Source organism: Chryseobacterium sp. (assembly GCF_041914225.1).
In the GTDB taxonomy this organism is placed as follows: Bacteria; Bacteroidota; Bacteroidia; order Flavobacteriales; family Weeksellaceae; genus Chryseobacterium.
Genome location: NZ_JAYSDT010000002.1, coordinates 96380 through 111619, shown reverse-complemented (window position 1 = coordinate 111619; position 15240 = coordinate 96380). Strand labels below are relative to the sequence as shown.

Genomic DNA, 15240 nt, shown 5'->3' with positions numbered 1-15240 from the left:
TTATTCTCCTCTGTGGCTTGAAAGGTCCATGGAAATCCCTATCTGATTGACATTCGAAGAGTTGTGATATCTTACATGAGCATAATCTATACGGAATCTGGAAACTTTAACTCCAAATCCTGCAGAAAGTCCTGAGAAGTTTCTCTGATCTGCAACAGCCAGCTCATTTCCTCTTTTTACATTATATCCCAGCCTGATATTGAAGTTCTTTTCCGGAAACAATTCTGCTCCCAATGAAAAGTGGTCTGCAATCTTTCTGCCGGTTCCCACTTTCTGCCCGTCCAGATTCTCTTCTGAAGAAATATCAAATTTCTGAAGGTCATGTGCTGTAATAGTAATGGCAAGAGGGAAGTTCTTGATGGTTTTGGTGTATCCCAGATCTACTCTGAAAGGAAGGTTTTCTCTTGTGCCGTTGAAAGACTTCAGCTGAAAACCAAAGTTTCTCATGACCAATGAAACAACTTCTTTGTTCTTTTTGTTATGATAGGTAATTCCGGCCGTTCCCGAAATAGCGGAAGAAGTATAATTGTCAATTTTTGAAGTAATAAAATTAAGTCCTCCACCAATAGTCCAGTCTTCTTCAAACTGGTAGGCATAGCCTGCACCAATAGCGACATCGGAAGCTTTGAATTCTCCGTTTTCGAAACCGCTTTCATCCGTTCTCGGAATACTTCCATAGCTCATATACCTTGCATTGATGGTCGCCATATGGCCGTTTTCAAAGTCTTTGGCATAAGCAATCGTTCCGTATTTCGAATCGGCAAGGTATGCCGTTGCATTTACAGAAAGCTGTTTATCAGAATCTTTATTTAACAGGGCAGGGTTTGCAATAGCAAAGGAAACATCATAATCTCTTACTGAAATTGCATCACCGCCCAGGGCAGCTTGTCTTGCAGATACAGGTACATTTAAGAACGGATAAACATTTGTTCCTGTTTGCGCATAAGAAACAATTCCTGATAGAAATAATGAAAAAATGATAATTTTCTTCAATTCAATTTATAATTAATGCAAAAATAATCCTTTTTCGTACTTTTCAAAATATTTCTTACATTATTTCTATTTAAATATTTTTCTTTTATCAACATTTTTAATGATTATATTTGCAAAATCAAATTCCTGGGAAACCAGTACTAATAAAAAGTTATTAAAAATAAAAGATGAAATATAAAAGAATCCTTCTGAAACTGAGCGGTGAGGCCTTAATGGGAAACAGACAATACGGTATTGACAATGAAAGACTGCAGGAATATGCTGCTGAGATCAAAAAAGTAGTTGACAAAGGGTGTGAAGTGGCGATCGTAATCGGAGGAGGAAATATTTTCCGCGGTGTTGCAGGAGCGGCAAAAGGAATGGACAGAGTGCAGGGAGATTATATGGGAATGCTGGCCACTGTAATCAACGGAATGGCTTTACAGGGAGCACTGGAAGATGCAGGAATCAAAACAAGACTTCAGTCTGCGATCGAAATGGATAAAGTAGCGGAACCTTTCATCAAAAGAAGAGCAGTAAGACACCTTGAAAAAGGAAGAGTAGTGATCTTCGGCGCAGGAACAGGAAACCCTTATTTTACGACTGATACGGCTGCTACGTTAAGAGCTATCGAAATCGGTGCTGATGTGATCCTGAAAGGAACAAGAGTAGACGGAATCTATGACAGTGATCCTGAAAAGAATGCAGATGCTGTAAAATACAATTCATTATCTTTTGATGAAGTATTTGAGAAAAACCTTAAAGTAATGGATATGACTGCATTTACATTAAGCCATGAAAACAAATTGCCTATCATTGTATTCGATATGAATAAAGATGGAAATTTAGAAAAAATTGTAGACGGCGAAAATGTAGGTACCCTGGTTGATTTATAATCAGATTGTATCAATACGATAATATAAAAAACACCTGTCATAGCGAGTAGCTTTGACAGGTGTTTTGGTTTAAGCTATAATTTTAATTATTCATTCACTTCAACATTCTGCTGGGTGATTTCCTGCTGAGCTGCCGCATAGCGAACAGAAATCCAGCCAATAATCTGATTGATTATTTTCATAATCATCTCAAATTTTGTAACAGCAGTTACTCCCGGTACCAGCTTCACCTGTTGGGGTTGAGGTAATGGCTGCTGCAGAATAAGGCCGTTTACCTGAGGATAGCCAGGACCAAAGGAAGGAATGCCCGAGTACATATCTATATGCTGTAAAAATAACTGGTACATATAATCATACAAAGATTGGGGTGGTGTATTGATGCTGACACCAGGCCCATCCGAGTTCTGAAGCTTACCCGGAAGTGACTGGTTCTGTATCCTTGTATACGTCACACCCGACAGGGAAGCGTCAGCAAGACCAATATCCTGTAAGGTATCTAATGTAAAGGCAGTAAGTCTGTCAGGAGATTTGCCATATATCGTTGCAATCTCTTCCAGATCTGCTGCCGGCCAGGCATGAGGCACCACATCCAGATCGTTCCAGTGCATGGTGTTCCAGCTCTGATAATCTCCTGTCTGAGCCTGCCATCCGGCGGGTAATGGTGGAAATGAAGCATTGAACAGGCTGGCAAAAGCTGCTTCACCAGGAGTAGGTCCGGCAGTAGGATATACCAGTGTTATCCCGAAAGCGTCAAGGTCTTTATTCTCTTTCAGATACAGGGCAAGGGTAGGCGATAATGCTCCTGCAAGGCTGTGTCCGCAAAAAATAATGGCTGTATCCGGATCCGGATTTAAACCGGCAAGAAACTGCTGGAGTGTAGTATTCGGTGATGCGGCTGTATCCGGGCTTATAAGTCCGAGAAGTATGCCTATACCGGTAGCGGTTCCTTTTGAAATATAGGGATCAGTTCCATTGTACGATGATGGTGTAAAATTGGAAGGATCATACGTCGTCCAGTTGACTACTTCGGATACTGAAAAATCTTCTGTTTCCCAGTCGTACAGTGATGATGGATTGGTAGCTGCAATTGCTACAACGTAGACAGGAACTGAGGGGCCTCCCGGAAATGCGACAGTGTCACATTGTGCTACATACAAAGCATTATCTGCAACCCCGGTAGGTTTACCATTTTCGTCAGTTTCTTCAATCAGAGCAGGGCCCCAGACAAGATTCCAGTTTCCCAATACCGGAGTAACTGAAGGATCGGCTGTTGAGGGGGTGGTCTGATTCATTATTTTAACAGGAGGAACATTGTTGAAATAAAAAGATAAATCATACTGAAGCTGTTGCTGCAACTCGGTACCGGTACCATTGTAGCCCCCGGCACGGTTGGCAAGACCTGACATTGCAAAAACCTGTTGGTATGCGTCTAAAGATGGATTTGTCATGATGTGATAGGTTTAAATTAGTTTATAATCATTAAATACTGTCTTCTCCGAGACTTTCTGTTGATCATGGGGGTATCAATATAAGACCTCCAGAATCATCTTTTAAAAGGCATAGTAAAGGAAGTTAGAAAAAACGATATCTCACAGAGTAGAAATAACCGAAATATCCTGTAGGTATTTCTACCCGGATTCTTTGTTTAAAAAGAATTGAAAGAAACTCTGAAATGAGAAAAGAGTAAGTGCATATCTGAAAAATTAAGCCTGTTTTCTTTGAGAAAATATATGTAAATCGTGTGGTATTTTGTAGATTCAATAATTTTTCTATCTTTGAGACTTAACTAAACTAATAACTATGAAAAAATTACTTCTGCTAGCAAGCAGTGTATTGCTATTTTCTTGCTCAACAAATGAAGAAATAGAAATCACGAAACATCTACACTTTCTGAAACAAAAATTCAAGCTTTTAAAAAGGGTTCCGAAAAAGGATCATCTGGTGATCCGATTACTTTTAAGTGTGGTTCGACCAGCTATATTAATCCTATCAACGTAAATCCGAACTATCCGTACATCAGTAATTACGAGGTATTGTACAAGGAAGGAACTCCAATGTGGGGAAGAAACCAGATATATCTTGATAAATTTGTTGCAGAGGCTTTATTTCCGTCTACAAATAGTCCATTTCCCACTCTAGGTCCGACAATCTACTATGGATATAATGCATACGGGGATTTCCTGAGCGATCCCACTCCTTATGATAATAATGCGGAGTATTCGTACGGGCAAGATGCTGATAATGCTTCATTCTACGGAGATATTTTCCCTTATAATGCACCAATGACGGATGATGCAGCAAATACAGTTTATCATCACTTTAAAACTTATATTGACCAGTGGACATCTCAAGGTAAGCATGTGGTAGCAGTACACATTTTTACTGAAAGTTATCTTTGTATACCTGCTGCAAAAGGAATAAGAATAAGATTGAAATTTAGTAATTAAATATCTTCTTCTTTAATACTAATAATAGCCTTCTCTTTGAGAGGGCTTTTGTTATAAAGTAATTGTTGTAATAAAATAATTTTGCACAGTGTCCTATTTAAAAATATCAACGTTTTACAAAATACAGAATGCTGTCTTACCAAAATATCGAAAACAATCATTATTTTTGCAGCACTGAATAGTAAAAATTCATGTAAAGTAATAAGAAACACTGATGTTTACAGCGTTTTTTAGCTTTAATGAGTATTCAGATCGATTAATAGATGTGTAATTTATCAAACTATACTATAATAATGGAAGAATTAGATCTTATATTAGAATCTGTAAAACAAGACATGGATGCAGCTGTAAAGCACCTGGATCACGCATTTCAAAGAATCAGAGCGGGACGTGCTTCTACAACAATGGTTCAGGATGTAATGGTAGAATATTACGGGGCTATGACTCCTATCAACCAGGTTGCGAATGTTTCTATTCCGGATGCCATGACCATCTCTATTCAACCTTGGGACAGAACTGCAATCAATGCGATTGAAAAAGCGATCATCAATTCCAACTTAGGTTTTGCACCTTCCAACAACGGAGAAAATATCATCCTTAACGTTCCGCCTTTGACAGAGGAAAGAAGAAAAGAGCTTGCAAAGCAGGCAAAAGCTGAAGCTGAACAAACCAAAGTTACAGTAAGAAACGCAAGACAGGACGGTTTGAAAGAACTTAAAAAACTGGATGGAGTTTCTGAAGACGTCATCAAAGGTGTGGAAGAAGAAATCCAGACGTATACAGATAAATATGTAAAGCTTTGTGATGAGCATCTTAAGACAAAAGAAGCTGAAATTATGAAAGTATAATTTTCAGTTTGAAAATAAAATAATAAGAGAGGTTTCCGAAAGGAGGCCTCTTTTTTCTTGCTGTATTCCTTATCTGTTATTCTTTTTCATTTTTTATAATGCAATACATTCTTGTTTCATACGATATTGATGAATATTTACGTTCATTCATTATATTTAATAAATAATCCTGAAATATGATTAAAGAACAGGTAACAAACTTACTATAATGATGACAAAAATTATCGGGGTAGGAAACTACATCCCATCGGAAACCATAACCAATTTATTTTTTGATAAACATGTTTTTCTAAATGAAGAAGGTGTTTTATTAAAAGAGAATAATGCTTCCATTACGGATAAGCTGAAAAAGATTACGGGTATTGAAGAAAGAAGATATGCCGACAATACACAGGTTACTTCTGATCTTGGATATATTGCCGCAAAGAAGGCTATAGAAAATTCAGAAATTGATCCAGAAACTTTAGACTATATTATCTTTGCTCACAACTTTGGAGATGTCCGCTTTGGAACGGTTCAGTCTGATATGGTACCCAGCCTTGCTGCAAGGGTAAAACATCTGTTGGGAATCAGAAATAATTTCTGCGTGGCTTATGACGTTCTTTTTGGATGTCCGGGGTGGATTGAAGGGGTGATACAGGCCCATGCATTTATCAGATCGGGAATGGCGAAACGGTGTCTGGTCATAGGGGCAGAAACCCTTTCCCGTGTGGTGGATATTCATGACAGAGACAGCATGATCTATGCGGACGGGGCAGGAGCTGCTGTTTTGGAGGTCAATAATGATGATGAATCCGGTATTAAAGCTCACTTATCCGCTTCTTATACATTGGAAGAAAAAGATTATCTGTATTTTGGAAAATCTTACAACAACGAAAGATGTCCTGATACCCGGTATATCAAAATGGATGGCAGGAAAATCTACGAATTTGCCCTGGTAAATGTTCCAGATGCCATGAAAAAATGTCTTGACAGCAGTGGATATTCTATTGATCAGTTAAATAAAATTATTATTCACCAGGCGAATGAAAAAATGGATGAAGCCATCGTTAACAGGTTTTATCAGCTATATGGAAAACCTGTTCCGGAAAACATCATGCCTATGGTGATCCATAAGCTTGGAAACAGCAGTGTGGCTACGATTCCTTCTTTATTGACAATGATTCTGCAGGATGAGCTGGAACATCATAAAATCAGGAAAGGTGATGTCGTGTTATTTGCTTCTGTAGGAGCCGGAATGAATATTAATGCTTTTGTTTATCAGTTTTAAAAATTAAGAGGCTGCCTCCTGTGTTTGCAAAGTTCAATGTAGGAGACAGCTTCTTTAGTTGTTATTTATTTACAGTTTTCGTTATAATCATAAACAACTTCATTAATGATTGAAAGTTTATCTACTGTAGCATTGCTGATTTCATCCCGGATAAATTTCCCAAAGCCGGACCTTTTCTTTTCTTCATTTTTCAGGGAGCCATATTCTCCTTTTGCTATTTTTGCTTTTACATAAGGACAGTCTGCCAGAATAATTTTAGCCTTTGCCGGAGTCAGTTCTTCTACTTTTCCCCCTTTTTTCGAAAATATATAATTAGGATTTTCTCTTAACCGGTCCGTTTCTGTCTGGGAGATAGCCTGTGTGCTGTTTGCGGAAAGAGCAGTTGGGTAGCCGTAAAGTTTATACACTGTGATTTTCCCTTCCGTTACCACTTCTGCAAACTGTTCCGTTCTCGAAAGATTATTGATCGCCTTGAAGCCTGCAGCAAGTCCTGTTGAACTTTCGGAACTGTTTAAAGCTTCTCTCATATTGGAGTATTTAACAGATTTAAAAATTCTGGGCTTATCACCTTCATAGAGCATATATTCCTTGATATCGTCAGTATCATACGTTTTGAACTTAATCCTGTTTTTTACTTTGTCAATATCAGCAATGGCGGCAAATTTCACTTTTAACTGGTTTTGCCACGGGCTGGAATAGCCGCCATGCAGATGCACAACCCCTTCAATTTTTTTTCCGGCTTTATTGATGATGTATCCGTATTTTTCACCGTTGTAGGTATCGTTCTCTTCATCCTGGGCATAAGCATTCAGAGAGACAAGGCTGAATAAGCCAATAAGTAGTAATTTCTTCATGGTTCTGTTTTAAGTTTCCACAAATATAATTTTTTATATTCAAAATAGCAGGAAATGAAGTATTTTAAAAGCAATCAACAAAAAAGCTCCGGAAATTCTCCGAAGCTTTTTATTAATATTGATGTCAGGGTTATTGATACCTCTGATGTTCTTTACTTTTTGTAAACCTTTTGGTAATCGGTTTGAATAATGCTTTGTACTTTTCTGCATCAAACAGTTGTGAATCTGTAAGCGCCTTATACGTCATCCACACTCCGAAGGGAAGAAGGATCAGGTTAGGGAGCCAGGCGGCAAGATAAGGATTCATTTTTCCGCTCCATGACATGTTTTCCACGCCAACATTCATTACATAAAAGATAATGAAAATAACGATAGCGATGATTACCGGAAGTCCCATTCCTCCTTTTCTGATGATAGATCCTAAGCTCGATCCGATCAGGAAGAAGATAATACAGGTTACCGAGTACGCAACGATTCTTTGCTGGTAAATCACAAGTTTACTGAAGTATTTTACATTGGAACTGTATTCATTCTTTTTAGATTCCAGTGTAGACTTAAGATTATCCAGCCTGTTGTAGGAATTATAAATGATTTCAAGCTTTTTTTCACCTTTTACCGTATCCAGCTTGATCTGGGTTTTAGGAGCCACCTTATGTTTATTACCTTTATCCATATAAGTAATAACAGAATTGGTCTGATTAAGGACTTCAGACCCTATATTATCAAAGAACTGCTTATTGTCTTTCTTGGTCTTGGTAATCGTTCCGTCGAGCTGGTTGTAGGTCTGGAAACGGTAGTCGTCCGTAATCTGTTCCTTTTCGATGGCTTTATTGATGATTTCACTGATGTCAAAGTGGGAAACCAATGTATCAAACTTAATGGCCTGGTCGGGTTGTTTCTGTCTTACATTATCTCCTTTTCCGGCAAAAGCGTCTTCAAATACATATCCGTTATACAGCACAAGCTTTAGGTAATTCTTGTTAGCGGCAGGAACAAATTTCCCTTTTTCTGCAACAACAGATTGCTGGTTTTCGTAAGCATTGGCTTTTTTATGGACAAAAACGCCTTCAATATTTTCCCCGTTTTCCCCGTATATTTTGTCAAACTTCACCATATAGCCGGGAATCTGATCGATAAACTGTCCCGGAGTAAAGTTGATGGCCGGCTTGGTCTGGGCAATATTGAAAAGCATGTTTTTAGCTTTCTTCTGAAAATCCGGAATGATATTATTGGAAAAGAAGAACAGCATAATAGCAAGTGCTGTCGAAATTCCCAGAAGGGGAGTCATTACTCTGGTCAAAGGAATTCCTGCGGCTTTCATTGCCGCAAGCTCATAGCGTTCTCCAAATTCACCGAAAGACATAATGCTCGCCAGGAGGATAGTAAGTGGAAGAACCATACTGATAACATTCACCCCAAGATAAAAAAGAAGTTTGAGGATCTGCCAGTAGCTTAATCCTTTTCCCATAAACTGCCCCAACTGAACCCAGATAATGTTTACAATAAAAATGAAAAACAATACGCTGAATATAAAGAAAAACGGTCCAAAGAAGGTTTTTATGATATATCGGTCTAGTATTTTTAACATGCGCCAAAATTAATCAAAAAGCCACAAAGTTTACTTGTGGCTTTTTATATTTTGTTATTTTTTTTAAACTAAATCGTAAAAATGCAAATTTGCAGACGAGCAGCTTTGCATTTTACCTTTCTAAAGTTCTGTAATAATGTAGTTTTTGAATTTATTTTTGTCAAAAACAAACATATTGGGATCCAGCTCCTGATTTTCTTTGTATTCCTTAATGGCAATTACTGCAACATCTTTGTTGGTTCCGTGCTGTTCAAGTTTTACCATTTGCTTTTTCGCCGAGTCTACAAAAAGGTAAACATTCTTTATACCGTTTGATTTTACCGGGGTCAGTTTGATAAAGTCAGCGTTAACGCCATTTACCATTTTCTTACCATTGTAGGTTACATTATAATCGTTTCTGTAGGTGGTAAGATAATTGATAGGGGAGAACATGGTACTGCTTCCGTTAGGTTTGGCAATGGTTACTTCCATATCATCAGCGTTGATATTGTAAATTTTGCTTCCGTCGAAGATCTGTTCTGTATCCATGATCTTCAGTTTGTATTTTTCTCCGGCAACATAATAAATACCAGGTTCTGTTTTTGTCACCTGTCCGTTAAGACCGCTTCCAAAAGAAAATTTGAAGTAAGAATTCTTTTTAGAATTGTAGTTGGCTGTAATATCATCCAATATCTTTTTAGCTTTAGCATCAATCTTCTGAGCATTGGCCATCCCTACTGCACCTACAACAAAACTTCCCAATATAACTTTTGAAATAATATTTTTCATTTTCTTAATTTAATAATCTTTAGACATTCTTAATTTTAAAAGGTTAAAACTACTCGCTTTTCCTTTAATTACGCAGATCTTCCAAAAACTGTTCCAAAGAATGCAGATCACTGATCAGTACCTCTCTTGCTTTGGCTCCGTTAAAGCCTCCCACAATACCGCTTGCTTCAAGCTGGTCCATAATTCTTCCGGCTCTGTTGTAACCCAGTTTCAACTGTCTCTGAAGCATTGATGTAGATCCCTGCTGTGTAGAAACAATAATTCTTGCAGCTTCTTCAAACAGGGCGTCTTTTTCATTCGGGTCAAAAGCTCCTACTGAACTTGCAGAGTCTTCAGAAACATATTCAGGAAGTAATAATGCTGAAGCATATCCTTTCTGTTCCCCGATAAATTCTGCCAGTCTTTCCACTTCCGGAGTATCTACAAAAGCACACTGAAGCCTTAAGATCTCGTTTCCGTTGAAATAAAGCATATCTCCCTTACCAATCAGCTGATCCGCTCCCGGAGAGTCAAGAATCGTTCTGGAGTCTACACTGGAGATTACCCTGAAGGCAGCTCTTGCCGGGAAGTTAGCCTTGATCATACCTGTAATAACGTTCACAGAAGGTCTTTGTGTTGCCACGATAAGGTGAATACCTACGGCTCTGGCAAGCTGTGCCAGTCTGGCAATCGGTAATTCAACTTCTTTTCCTGCGGTCATGATCAGATCGGCAAACTCATCCACTACCAGTACAATATAAGGTAAGTAACGGTGTCCGTTTTCAGGATTTAATTTTCTTTCTGCAAATTTCTTATTGTATTCTTTCAGGTTTTTACAGAAAGCATTTTTAAGAAGGTCATATCGGGTATCCATTTCAATACACAGAGAGTTCAGTGTATTGATTACTTTATTGGTATCTGTGATGATTGCTTCTTCCGCATCAGGAAGTTTGGCCAGGTAATGTCTTTCAATTTTTGAATATAATGAAAGTTCCACCTTTTTAGGATCTACCATTACGAACTTCAGTTCACTTGGGTGTTTTTTATAAAGAAGAGAAGTAAGGATGGCATTAATCCCTACAGATTTACCCTGACCCGTTGCTCCTGCCATCAGCAAGTGTGGCATTTTTGAAAGGTCAGCCATAAAAATTTCATTGGAAATGGTCTTCCCGAAAACCACCGGAAGATCCATATCTGTATTCTGGAACTTCTGGGAAGCAATTACAGAACGCATGGAAACCATCGTAGGATTTTTTCTTGGTACCTCAATACCGATTGTCCCTTTTCCCGGCATTGGAGCAATAATTCTGATTCCTAATGCAGAAAGGTTCAGAGCAATGTCATCCTGCAGCTTTTTAATGGCTGCTACCCTTATTCCTGCTTCCGGAACAATTTCGTATAAGGTAACAGTAGGACCGATTGTTGCTTTGATCTCTGCAATTCCAACATTGAAATTTTTCAGAAGTCCAACGATTTTATTTTTATTTTCTTCTAATTCTTCTTTATTGATGGAGATTTCTTCATTGCCGTAATCTTTCAGCAGATCTACAGGCGGCATCTGGAAATTGGCCAGGTCCAGCTTGTGGTCATATAAACCATGCTTTTCTACCAGGTCTTGGGATTTTTTTTCAGAATCGTCCAGAATATCAATAACAGGAGCTACTTCTACATTAAACTTAATATCTTCCTGCACCTGGGAATCTGTGATAACAGAAGATGGAGCAGAAGGTCTGATGTCAAATGCTTCCTCCGGAGTTGATACCGGAACAACTGGTTTTGCAGACAGGTTTAAACTTACCGGTTCAGAGGTGTTTCCCGGATTCGTATCAAAAGTATCAAAAGAAGTGTGGTTTGGAGTGGTAATGGTTTCTATATCTGAAGAAACGGGAACTTCAGGAAATCCTTTCGGAACACTTATCGGCTCCGGCTCTTTTCTTACATTCATTGAATTATTGGAAGTGTTATTGGTAACATCACTTACTGTAACACGGGGAGTAGCTTCTTTTTCTTCTTCTGTTTCCTCTGCTTCTTCTTTCAGTTCCTCATCCGCTTCGAAGTCTTCATTAGAGTCCGGCATCATAGATTTTACTTTTCCAATCGTATTTTCATTGATTTTATCCAGTTTCGCTTTGATTGAACTTGGACGAAGATTAAATTCAAGGATAAAATATAACAGGATACTTGCTGCCAGTACGGTCCAAAGACCTACGGCTCCGATGATGGAATTAAGATAATCCATAATCTGATATCCATAGACCCCTCCTAAAACACCCTGTCCTTTAGTAAGTGCGCCCATGAAAATAGGAAGCCAGCAGATAAAAAACAACGAGTGTCCAATGGTTTTCCATGGTTTGAATATTTTCTTCTTAAGAATCAGTGTACCTACTACAAGCAGCAAAAATGCGATGATAAATGAGGCAATACCAATACTTTCAAAAATGAAAATATTCCCAAGCCAGTCACCCACCTTACCAAAGATATTGGAAGATTTTATACTCTTGTCCAGCATTGTCCCTGCCTGGCTTTGATCTGCTTTCCAGTTCATCAGGTAAGAGATGAATGAGAATGCAAGAACAGCTGATAAAAGTATAAAGGTAAGCCCGAAAAAAATACGTGGCTTAGATAAAATTCTGCCTTTTTCAGGCATTTCAGTCGGTTTTTTTTGTGTCTTTTTATCCATAATATCAATGTCGCAAATTTAATGTTTTATTCAACATTAAATGAATCTTTTTTATCCAAAAAACATTTGGGTAATCCAGCTTTTATAAAGGGTATTTAAAATTTTTACTCAAAAATTATTTTATGTTTTAATACGATAAAATAAGGCTATTTTTTTTTGCTTATCCAAATCTGGTACCGTTAAATACTATTAATTGATTATAATTTGTTTTTCTTTAAAAAAGATAATAAAATTTTCGAATTGAATACATATAGCTGAAAAAAAATAACAATATTGGAAATCTGGTTGATATTATAATATGCCAATCGTGTTTTTTGAACTAGTTCAAAGGTCAGCAGCTGAGGCTGCAGTAATTTTGTCTCATAAAATTTCATATATGAAAAACAGATTCAAAACGATTCTGACCTCAGGTCTGATATTGATTTCAATGATTACAATGAATGCACAAAAACAAAAAATGGAAAACACGGCACTATTAATTATCGATGTACAGAATGATTATTTCCCGGGAGGAAAAATGACCCTGGAAAAGCCTGAACAGGCTGCAGAAAATATCCGGAAAGTATTAGACCATTTCAGAAAAAATAATCTTCCTGTTATTCATATCCGGCACATTTCAACCAACGAAGGGGCCACTTTTTTTCTCCCGGATACAGATGGGGCTAAAATCAATAATTGGGTTTTACCGCAGGAGAATGAAAAGATAATTACCAAACATTTTCCCAACAGCTTCCGGGAAACTGAACTTATGAACTACCTTCAGTCAAAGAAAATTAAAAATCTGGTAATTACAGGAATGATGACGGATGTATGTGTGGATGCCACCACCAGAGCCGCCTTTGATTTGGGATTTGGCAATACGGTTATCGGTGATGCTACAGCAACCCGAAACCGTGAACTGAATGGTGAAGTGATAAACGCGGCAGAAGTTCAAAAATCTTTTTTAGCCGGAATTTCAGCTCTTGGAAATCTTTATGCCCATATAATCAATACCAAAGATTTCTTAAACGGAAAATAACTTAACTTAACGTAGATTTATAAAGGTGTCAATAATTTTGATACCTTTATTTTGCTTAAATAATACCATGTCCGATTTACTTTTTAGAAATATCAGTCAATACATCGACCTTTCAGAAAATGATTTCCGGCAGTTTGTAAAACCTTTTGAACTTAAAACGTTTAAAAAGAAAGATGCTATTCTCCAAGAAGGTGATTATTGTCTTTTTGAAGGTTTTGTACTGAGTGGCTGTTTTAAAATCTATTACCTTAACGAAAAAGGTTTTGAACAAACCCTGTATTTTGCAGTAGAAGGCTGGTGGATTACAGATATAGACAGTCTTATCAATAACGTTCCCAGTATTCTGAATATTGAAGCTCTTGAAGACAGTGAAGTGCTTATGATTTCTAAAAAAGAGAAAGAAAATCTGTACGAAACAATGCCAGAGATAGAAAAGCTTTTCAGGATTATGAATCAGAAATCTTCGGTAGCGCTGCAGAGGAGAATCCTTTCCTTAACAGGTAAAACGGCTGATAAAAGATATCTAGAATTTCTTGAAAAATATCCTGGGCTGGAACAGAGAATTACCCAGCAGCAGGTGGCTTCCTATCTGGGAATTACCCATGAATTTTTAAGTAAAATAAGAAAGAAAATTTCAAGTCAATGAATTGAATATGAATATTTTTTATTTTTGAAATAAAAATACCATGAGAACTTTAATATTACCATGTCTGTTCTGTTTTTCCAGCATATTTTCTCAATCTTATGAAAATTTTATGCAGGATGCTTCCAAAAAATTAAAAGCAAAGGAGTATTGTGCTGCACTTTCAGATTTTAAAAACGCTTTTGGCCTGCAGGTAAAAGTTGGAGTGTATGAATATGTGAGTGGTGCTTCAGCAGCTGCCAATTGCAGTGATACAAAAACAGCAGTAGAGTGGTTGAAAAAAAGTTATGAGCTTGGATTAGGAAAAAACCGTGATGAAATAACCTATCTGAAAACCAATGAAAGATTTAAAAATCTTACTTCTGATACGGAATTTCAGCAGATTATAACAGGTATGGAAAATAAACTGGCTCAAAAGGAAGAAGATAAAAGAAAAGAATCAGAGCTGTGGAACCAGGAGATTATCCGTAATCAGATTACAGAAAATAAACCATTCAATCAGCCTTCACCAGGCTTTGCCCGGTATTTTACTGAAACTGAAGGTATGAAGATTCCATATATTGTTTTCGTTCCCAAGAGTTATAAAGCTTCTGCAAAAACAAGAGTGATCTTTTACCTTCATGGAGGAGTAAACTCACTGAATGATTTCTACTATAAAAATACTGACGTCAAAACAGAACCTATTTTTTCTGTAGGAGAAAATTTTAATGCTATTATTGTTTATCCTTTTGCTAAAAAAGATTTTGGATGGGTAGACCAGAAGAAAGCATTTGAAAATATATTCACGATTGTCCATGATATTGAGAAAAAATACAATGTAGACCGGAATAAAATATATCTTGGAGGAATGTCTAATGGCGGAACCGCCACCTTTTGGTTTGCATCACAGAAAAAGACACCTTTCCGGGCTTTTTATGCTTTTGCTCCCAATCCTGTATTGAATATCGGGGATATTCCGTTTGGAAATATCACTGAAAAACATCCGTTGTATACCATGAATGCAAAGGATGATGATACTTTCAGTTATGAAAATGTTTATAAAATTTACAACGAAAATAAATACAAGGCGGTAGGATGGACGTTTAAAACGCTGGAGAAAGGATCTCATTCTTTTATTTATAATCCACAAATCAATAAAGAATTGTTAACACATTTCTTTTCAGAGGTTTTAAAATAAAAGATGAATTTTAAATAGAATACTTCGATTACCCGGATAGGTAATATGAATCTGAATTCTAAGGTTTTTAAAGATTGAATTTTCCTTAATGTTTTTTGAG

13 protein-coding genes are annotated in these 15240 nt (G+C 37.2%); 7 read left to right on the top strand and 6 right to left on the bottom strand.

The annotated features are described in order from the left end of the window. On the bottom strand, window positions 1-993 hold the full coding sequence (gene porQ / locus ACE3RB_RS01475) for a type IX secretion system protein PorQ (RefSeq protein WP_332387016.1): 993 nt from the start codon (window positions 991-993) through the stop codon (window positions 1-3). Between the two features lie 167 nt (window positions 994-1160). On the opposite strand from porQ, the gene pyrH reads away from it, so the two are divergent. Continuing rightward, window positions 1161-1868: a UMP kinase gene (pyrH, locus tag ACE3RB_RS01470; RefSeq protein ID WP_002979821.1), complete on the top strand. Its 708-nt coding sequence runs from the start codon at window positions 1161-1163 to the stop codon at window positions 1866-1868. Window positions 1869-1954: 86 nt separating this feature from the next. Here the strand turns inward: pyrH and ACE3RB_RS01465 are convergent, their stop codons facing one another. Further along, the gene (locus ACE3RB_RS01465) at window positions 1955-3316 is read right to left on the bottom strand and encodes a hypothetical protein (RefSeq protein ID WP_374462559.1); all 1362 of its coding nucleotides are present in this window, start codon (window positions 3314-3316) and stop codon (window positions 1955-1957) included. A 585-nt stretch (window positions 3317-3901) separates the two neighbouring features. On the opposite strand from ACE3RB_RS01465, the gene ACE3RB_RS01460 reads away from it, so the two are divergent. The 3 genes from ACE3RB_RS01460 (at window position 3902) to ACE3RB_RS01450 (ending at window position 6433) form a co-directional block, all read left to right on the top strand. Further along, the gene (locus tag ACE3RB_RS01460) at window positions 3902-4315 is read left to right on the top strand and encodes a hypothetical protein (RefSeq protein WP_374462558.1); all 414 of its coding nucleotides are present in this window, start codon (window positions 3902-3904) and stop codon (window positions 4313-4315) included. A gap of 293 nt (window positions 4316-4608) precedes the next feature. After that, on the top strand, window positions 4609-5163 hold the full coding sequence (frr, locus tag ACE3RB_RS01455; RefSeq protein WP_002979817.1) for a ribosome recycling factor: 555 nt from the start codon (window positions 4609-4611) through the stop codon (window positions 5161-5163). A gap of 208 nt (window positions 5164-5371) precedes the next feature. Next, complete coding sequence (locus tag ACE3RB_RS01450) at window positions 5372-6433, top strand: 3-oxoacyl-ACP synthase III family protein (protein ID WP_374462557.1); 1062 nt, start codon at window positions 5372-5374, stop codon at window positions 6431-6433. Window positions 6434-6498: 65 nt separating this feature from the next. Here ACE3RB_RS01450 and ACE3RB_RS01445 read toward each other — a convergent pair whose 3' ends face one another. From ACE3RB_RS01445 to ACE3RB_RS01430, 4 genes are all read right to left on the bottom strand, one after another. After that, on the bottom strand, window positions 6499-7287 hold the full coding sequence (locus ACE3RB_RS01445) for a hypothetical protein (RefSeq protein ID WP_374462556.1): 789 nt from the start codon (window positions 7285-7287) through the stop codon (window positions 6499-6501). Window positions 7288-7417: 130 nt separating this feature from the next. Then, the gene (locus ACE3RB_RS01440; RefSeq protein ID WP_374462555.1) at window positions 7418-8875 is read right to left on the bottom strand and encodes an LptF/LptG family permease; all 1458 of its coding nucleotides are present in this window, start codon (window positions 8873-8875) and stop codon (window positions 7418-7420) included. Window positions 8876-8995: 120 nt separating this feature from the next. Next, complete coding sequence (locus ACE3RB_RS01435) at window positions 8996-9643, bottom strand: outer membrane lipoprotein carrier protein LolA (RefSeq protein ID WP_374462554.1); 648 nt, start codon at window positions 9641-9643, stop codon at window positions 8996-8998. A gap of 64 nt (window positions 9644-9707) precedes the next feature. Then, window positions 9708-12302 carry a DNA translocase FtsK 4TM domain-containing protein gene (locus ACE3RB_RS01430; protein ID WP_374462553.1) on the bottom strand — a complete coding sequence of 865 codons (2595 nt, stop codon included), beginning with the start codon at window positions 12300-12302 and terminating at the stop codon, window positions 9708-9710. A gap of 376 nt (window positions 12303-12678) precedes the next feature. On the opposite strand from ACE3RB_RS01430, the gene ACE3RB_RS01425 reads away from it, so the two are divergent. From ACE3RB_RS01425 to ACE3RB_RS01415, 3 genes are all read left to right on the top strand, one after another. Beyond that, on the top strand, window positions 12679-13320 hold the full coding sequence (locus ACE3RB_RS01425) for a cysteine hydrolase family protein (protein ID WP_374462552.1): 642 nt from the start codon (window positions 12679-12681) through the stop codon (window positions 13318-13320). A 67-nt stretch (window positions 13321-13387) separates the two neighbouring features. Beyond that, window positions 13388-13966, top strand: a complete 579-nt coding sequence (locus ACE3RB_RS01420; protein WP_374462551.1) for a Crp/Fnr family transcriptional regulator — start codon at window positions 13388-13390, stop codon at window positions 13964-13966. 40 nt (window positions 13967-14006) lie between these two features. Then, window positions 14007-15140: a hypothetical protein gene (locus tag ACE3RB_RS01415; RefSeq protein ID WP_374462550.1), complete on the top strand. Its 1134-nt coding sequence runs from the start codon at window positions 14007-14009 to the stop codon at window positions 15138-15140. Window positions 15141-15240 lie beyond the last annotated feature (100 nt).

What these genes read in the sequence shown, in the direction of transcription:
- pyrH (WP_002979821.1), top strand. Translation starts at nt 1,161, where the DNA reads ATGAAATATAAAAGAATCCTTCTGAAACTGAGCGGTGAGGCCTTAATG.
- ACE3RB_RS01465 (WP_374462559.1), bottom strand. Translation starts at nt 3,316, where the DNA reads ATGACAAATCCATCTTTAGACGCATACCAACAGGTTTTTGCAATGTCA.
- frr (WP_002979817.1), top strand. Translation starts at nt 4,609, where the DNA reads ATGGAAGAATTAGATCTTATATTAGAATCTGTAAAACAAGACATGGAT.
- ACE3RB_RS01450 (WP_374462557.1), top strand. Translation starts at nt 5,372, where the DNA reads ATGATGACAAAAATTATCGGGGTAGGAAACTACATCCCATCGGAAACC.
- ACE3RB_RS01445 (WP_374462556.1), bottom strand. Translation starts at nt 7,287, where the DNA reads ATGAAGAAATTACTACTTATTGGCTTATTCAGCCTTGTCTCTCTGAAT.
- ACE3RB_RS01440 (WP_374462555.1), bottom strand. Translation starts at nt 8,875, where the DNA reads ATGTTAAAAATACTAGACCGATATATCATAAAAACCTTCTTTGGACCG.
- ACE3RB_RS01435 (WP_374462554.1), bottom strand. Translation starts at nt 9,643, where the DNA reads ATGAAAAATATTATTTCAAAAGTTATATTGGGAAGTTTTGTTGTAGGT.
- ACE3RB_RS01430 (WP_374462553.1), bottom strand. Translation starts at nt 12,302, where the DNA reads ATGGATAAAAAGACACAAAAAAAACCGACTGAAATGCCTGAAAAAGGC.
- ACE3RB_RS01425 (WP_374462552.1), top strand. Translation starts at nt 12,679, where the DNA reads ATGAAAAACAGATTCAAAACGATTCTGACCTCAGGTCTGATATTGATT.
- ACE3RB_RS01420 (WP_374462551.1), top strand. Translation starts at nt 13,388, where the DNA reads ATGTCCGATTTACTTTTTAGAAATATCAGTCAATACATCGACCTTTCA.
- ACE3RB_RS01415 (WP_374462550.1), top strand. Translation starts at nt 14,007, where the DNA reads ATGAGAACTTTAATATTACCATGTCTGTTCTGTTTTTCCAGCATATTT.